Source organism: Desulfobacter sp. (assembly GCF_050177295.1).
Genome location: NZ_JBFXHE010000406.1, coordinates 1 through 4,045 on the forward strand (window position 1 = coordinate 1; position 4,045 = coordinate 4,045).

The 4,045-nt window shown below is 52.2% G+C and carries 4 protein-coding genes; all 4 read right to left on the reverse strand.

From position 1 onward, the window contains the following. Positions 1-52 precede the first annotated feature (52 nt). On the reverse strand, positions 53-481 hold the full coding sequence (locus AB7U36_RS19985; RefSeq protein ID WP_286818999.1) for a TraR/DksA family transcriptional regulator: 429 nt from the start codon (positions 479-481) through the stop codon (positions 53-55). 89 nt (positions 482-570) lie between these two features. Further along, on the reverse strand, positions 571-2,514 hold the full coding sequence (locus AB7U36_RS19990) for a molybdopterin biosynthesis protein (protein WP_287562393.1): 1,944 nt from the start codon (positions 2,512-2,514) through the stop codon (positions 571-573). Between the two features lie 10 nt (positions 2,515-2,524). Then, positions 2,525-3,754, reverse strand: a complete 1,230-nt coding sequence (locus AB7U36_RS19995) for a molybdopterin molybdotransferase MoeA (protein WP_287037298.1) — start codon at positions 3,752-3,754, stop codon at positions 2,525-2,527. Next, a partial coding sequence (locus AB7U36_RS20000) for an aminotransferase class I/II-fold pyridoxal phosphate-dependent enzyme (protein WP_428161394.1) occupies positions 3,751-4,045 on the reverse strand: 295 nt, incomplete at its 5' end. The genes AB7U36_RS20000 and AB7U36_RS19995, both read right to left, overlap by 4 nt.

Below are 4,045 nucleotides of genomic sequence, written 5' to 3' on the forward strand. Positions count from 1 at the left end.
TTGCTCGTGCTCAATTCATAGTTTGGCGCAAGAGCAGGGGTACGATTAAGTATCAATTTGTGAGAAACATATTTCCCCGTCCGGCTTCAAACTCTTCCAGCGCCTTGATGGACATGCTGGCAAAGGGAATTGCTTCCAGCCGCGGCAACCCGATCTCATCGCCGGTCAGTTCACAGTATCCGAAATTGCCGTCATCAATACGGGCTAACGCGTGATCCACCTGCACAATCATATCCGAATGGCGTTCAAAACTTTTCAACTCAAGTTCCAGGTCAATATATGAGTTACTCCGGTCAAGGATATCGGCCTGGGTGGCTTCAAGGGTTTTAATTTTTTCTATGGATTTGGTGATTCTGTTGTGCAGCTCACTCTTTCGCTGCATCAGTTTGCCCTTAAAATAAGCGAGTTGTCCCTTGCTCATATAGGGCTCATTGTCCAAAGGAATATAGCTGTCCGAAGATACTTGCGAAACCTGTGCCATTTTCTGTATTTACCTCCATGACAAAAGAATTTAGGAAAGTTACAGAAAAAGATTTACCAGGCAAGGGTTAAAAAGCCATTATAACCCTGTTAGATTATCGTTTTAGAATCGAATAGTTCCTGGCCTGTTTTCTCCACTCCATATCCGCCTAACGCCATGACCCGTTGCTTAAATTGCTCTGATCGAATCGCACAAAGAAGGGCCTGGACTTTTGGCAGATTATAATAAACTTCAGGGATGACCAGGTCGTAAGATTCAGTAACAACAGGCAGGAAATCCAGCTTCAGGGCCAGGGCTGCAGCCTTGATGCCAAGCCCGGCCCGTGCCCGGCCTGATAATACTGCCACCGCCACGGACATGTGGGTATATTCTTCATTTTCATAGCCTGGGACATCTGCTGGGGACAGACCGTTTTCCTTTAAGCTGAAATCAAATAAAATCCGGGTACCCGAGCCGGGCTGGCGGTTGATGAAGGCCAGTTTTTTTTCAACAATATCTGAAAGCTTTTTTATATTGTCCGGGTTGCCTTTGGGCAGAATCAGCCCCTGCCGGCGCATCACGAGATTGACGAGGCGCACCGGTATATCAGGCAGGTATTTTTTAATGTATGAAATATTGTAGGTGCCGTCATCGGGGTCCAGCAGGTGACAGCCGGCCATGTGGCAGCCGCCCTTTTTAATGGCCATCAGTCCGCCCATACTTCCCACATGGCTGGAAGAGATGCCCATGCCCGGATGTTCTAGACGGATTTGATCCGCAAGAAGGTCGAGGGTATTGTCATGGGAACCTGTGATCACCACGGTATTCTCAATGGATTCCAGGGGCCGAAGCAGATGGGCCTGCACTTTTTCGCCGGCTTCAAGACCTTCAACATGCTGCGGAATTCGTATGATGCCGTCGGCTTCGGTCAGGGTGGTGATACTGCCCGAACCCCGGGGCAGCTGGGATGACATGAGGCGGCCGTCCACGGAACCGATTTTTACCCTTAAAAATTCTTCCTGGCCTAATTTAGACGCTACTTTTCTGACCGGTGAAACCTCCACCACATCCCGTCTTATCGGGGGCAGATGCTGCATGGCCAGCAGCAGCGGTCCTGCAAACATTTCAAAGGCAACAATGGCGGATACCGGATAGCCGGGGATTCCAAAAACCGGGGTATTCGAAATCCGGCCGAACATCAGGGGTTTGCCCGGCATCATCGTCACTCCGTGGACGTAAATCTGCCCTAAATTTTCAATCACCGGTTTTGAATAATCCTTTGACCCGGCAGAAGAGCCGCCCAGGATCATGATCATGTCATAGCCCTGATCCACGCCATCGGACACGGCAGTCTGAATAGTCTTAAGATCATCTTCAAGCATAGGGGTTACCGCGGCATCCGCTCCGTGGTCGGTGCACAGCGCAGTCAATACAGTGGTGTTGGATTCCACAACATCACCGGGAGTCATGGTTTCCGGCGTTACATCCTGCCAGCGCTTAAGTTCCGAGCCAGTTGGAATAATAAGCACCCTGGGCCTTTTCCTCACCGACACCTTGAACACCCCGCCGGACAACAGCGCGCCCATGGCATAGGCATTGATTTTGTGGTCCCTGGGAAACAGCAACTGGGTGGCCACCATATCCTCACCCATTTTTCGGACATACTGCCAGGGAAAAGCCGGTGCCTCAATTTCAATGGTATTTTCATCCAGGACATTGAGGTTTTCAATCATGATCACTGAATTGGTCCCCTCGGGGAGCACATGGCCGGTATTGACCCAGAACGCGGTTTTTCCAATAGTCAACGACTTTGGGGCTTCATCACTTGCTCCGAAGGTGGATTTGGCATCCACAGCCACACCATCCATGGCTGCGGCATGAAAATTCGGAGAAGATATGGCAGCCACAGCAGGTGCCGCCAAAACCCTATTCCGGGCCTGTACCACATCCAGGGTCTGTACCCCTGTTTCCAGATGACCGAATTTTTCGAACAAGCACTCCAGGGCCTCCTCAATTCCAACCATATTTAAATAGACATTACGTTTTGTTTCCATACAGCCCTTTCTATTTTAACAGGATGATATCCACCATGCTGCCTTTTTCCAAGCCTTCTACGTGCTCACCGATCTCAAGCAGCCCATCCGCCTGGACCATGGTCCGGATCAATCCTGATTTGCCAAGAATGGGGCGGGCCACAAGATCCCGGCCATCTTCCTCCAGCACCACGCGTATAAAATCCCGCCTACCCTGGGAAGATGCCAGATTTCGGGACAACCGGGCCGATGTTTTCACCTGGAGAACCGGCCGGGACAATCCCCTTAGGCGGTGGAGAAACGCCGTCACCACGACCTGGAATACCACCATGGCAGAGACCACCTGGCCGGGCAGCCCCCACATCGGCGTGTGACCGGAGCGCGCCAGGATGGTGGGCTTGCCAGGGCTTACGGAAATACCGTGGACCAGAATTTCCGTATCCGGAAGATTTGACAGTACCTCAACCGTATAATCCCTTGTGCCCACAGAGGAGCCGCCGGAAAGCAGCACCATGTCCGTGTGGGCCAAGGCTTTTTTACACACGGATTTCAAAGCGTCTGGATCATCTTTTACGATGCCGTACCGAACAGGCTCGCCCCCTGCCTGGGTCACCAGGGCAGACAAAGAATAAGAATTAATATCGCGTATCTTGCCGGGTTCAGGTGATTTATCCACAGGAATCACTTCATCCCCGGTGGAGATGATTCCCACCCTGGGCACCTTATATGTCCAGATTCGGGTGTGCCCCAACCCCGCAGCCAGGCCGATTTCCTGGGGTCGCATCAGACGGCCTTTTTCAATGACGGTTTGCCCCTTTGCAAAATCTTCGGTTACATCAATCACATGCTGCAGCGGGGCCACGGATTTATAGATTTCAATGGACTGTTCGTCTATTGCCTCGGTGTGCTCCACCATCACAACCGCATCTGCACCAGCAGGCAGCATGCCGCCGGTGGAGATCCGGGCGGCTTCTCCCCGTGCCAGTTCAAAGTCCGGAATATCGCCCATGGCAATTGTACCCTTAATGCTCAGCCACGCAGGTCCGGATTCCGACGCCCCGAAGGTGGACGCAGCGTTCACCGCATATCCATCCATGCAGGAGCGCCTGAATCCGGGCAGATTTTCGCCGGCAACCAGATCCTTGGCAAGAACCCTTGAAAAGGCATCCAGGGTGTGCAGCTCTTCCATGCCCACAGGGGAGAAAAGCCGGGTCATCCCCAGGACGTCGCCCAGGGATTTTACTTTGAAAAAACCGGTCATTTTAAAACGTCTTTTACACGGGCCATGGCCTTGGCTACATTTTCAGGGCTGTTAAATGCAGAAATTCTTATGTACTGGGTGCCACACCGGCCAAAGCCCTGGCCCGGAGTGCAGACCACGCCCGCCTTGTCCAGCAGGAGATCAAAGAATTCCCAGGAATCCCTGCCATTGCCGTCAATCCAGATGTATGGGGCATTTTCGCCGCCTACATGGTCAAACCCAAGCTCTGTCATGGTCTGGCGGACCACCCGGGCATTGGCCAGATAATAATCAATGTTTGCCTTAATCTGG

Bases quoted from the DNA above. Each gene is read 5' to 3' on its own strand.
- AB7U36_RS19995 (WP_287037298.1), bottom strand. From the start codon at position 3,754: ATGACCGGTTTTTTCAAAGTAAAATCCCTGGGCGACGTCCTGGGGATG.
- AB7U36_RS19990 (WP_287562393.1), bottom strand. From the start codon at position 2,514: ATGGAAACAAAACGTAATGTCTATTTAAATATGGTTGGAATTGAGGAG.
- AB7U36_RS19985 (WP_286818999.1), bottom strand. From the start codon at position 481: ATGGCACAGGTTTCGCAAGTATCTTCGGACAGCTATATTCCTTTGGAC.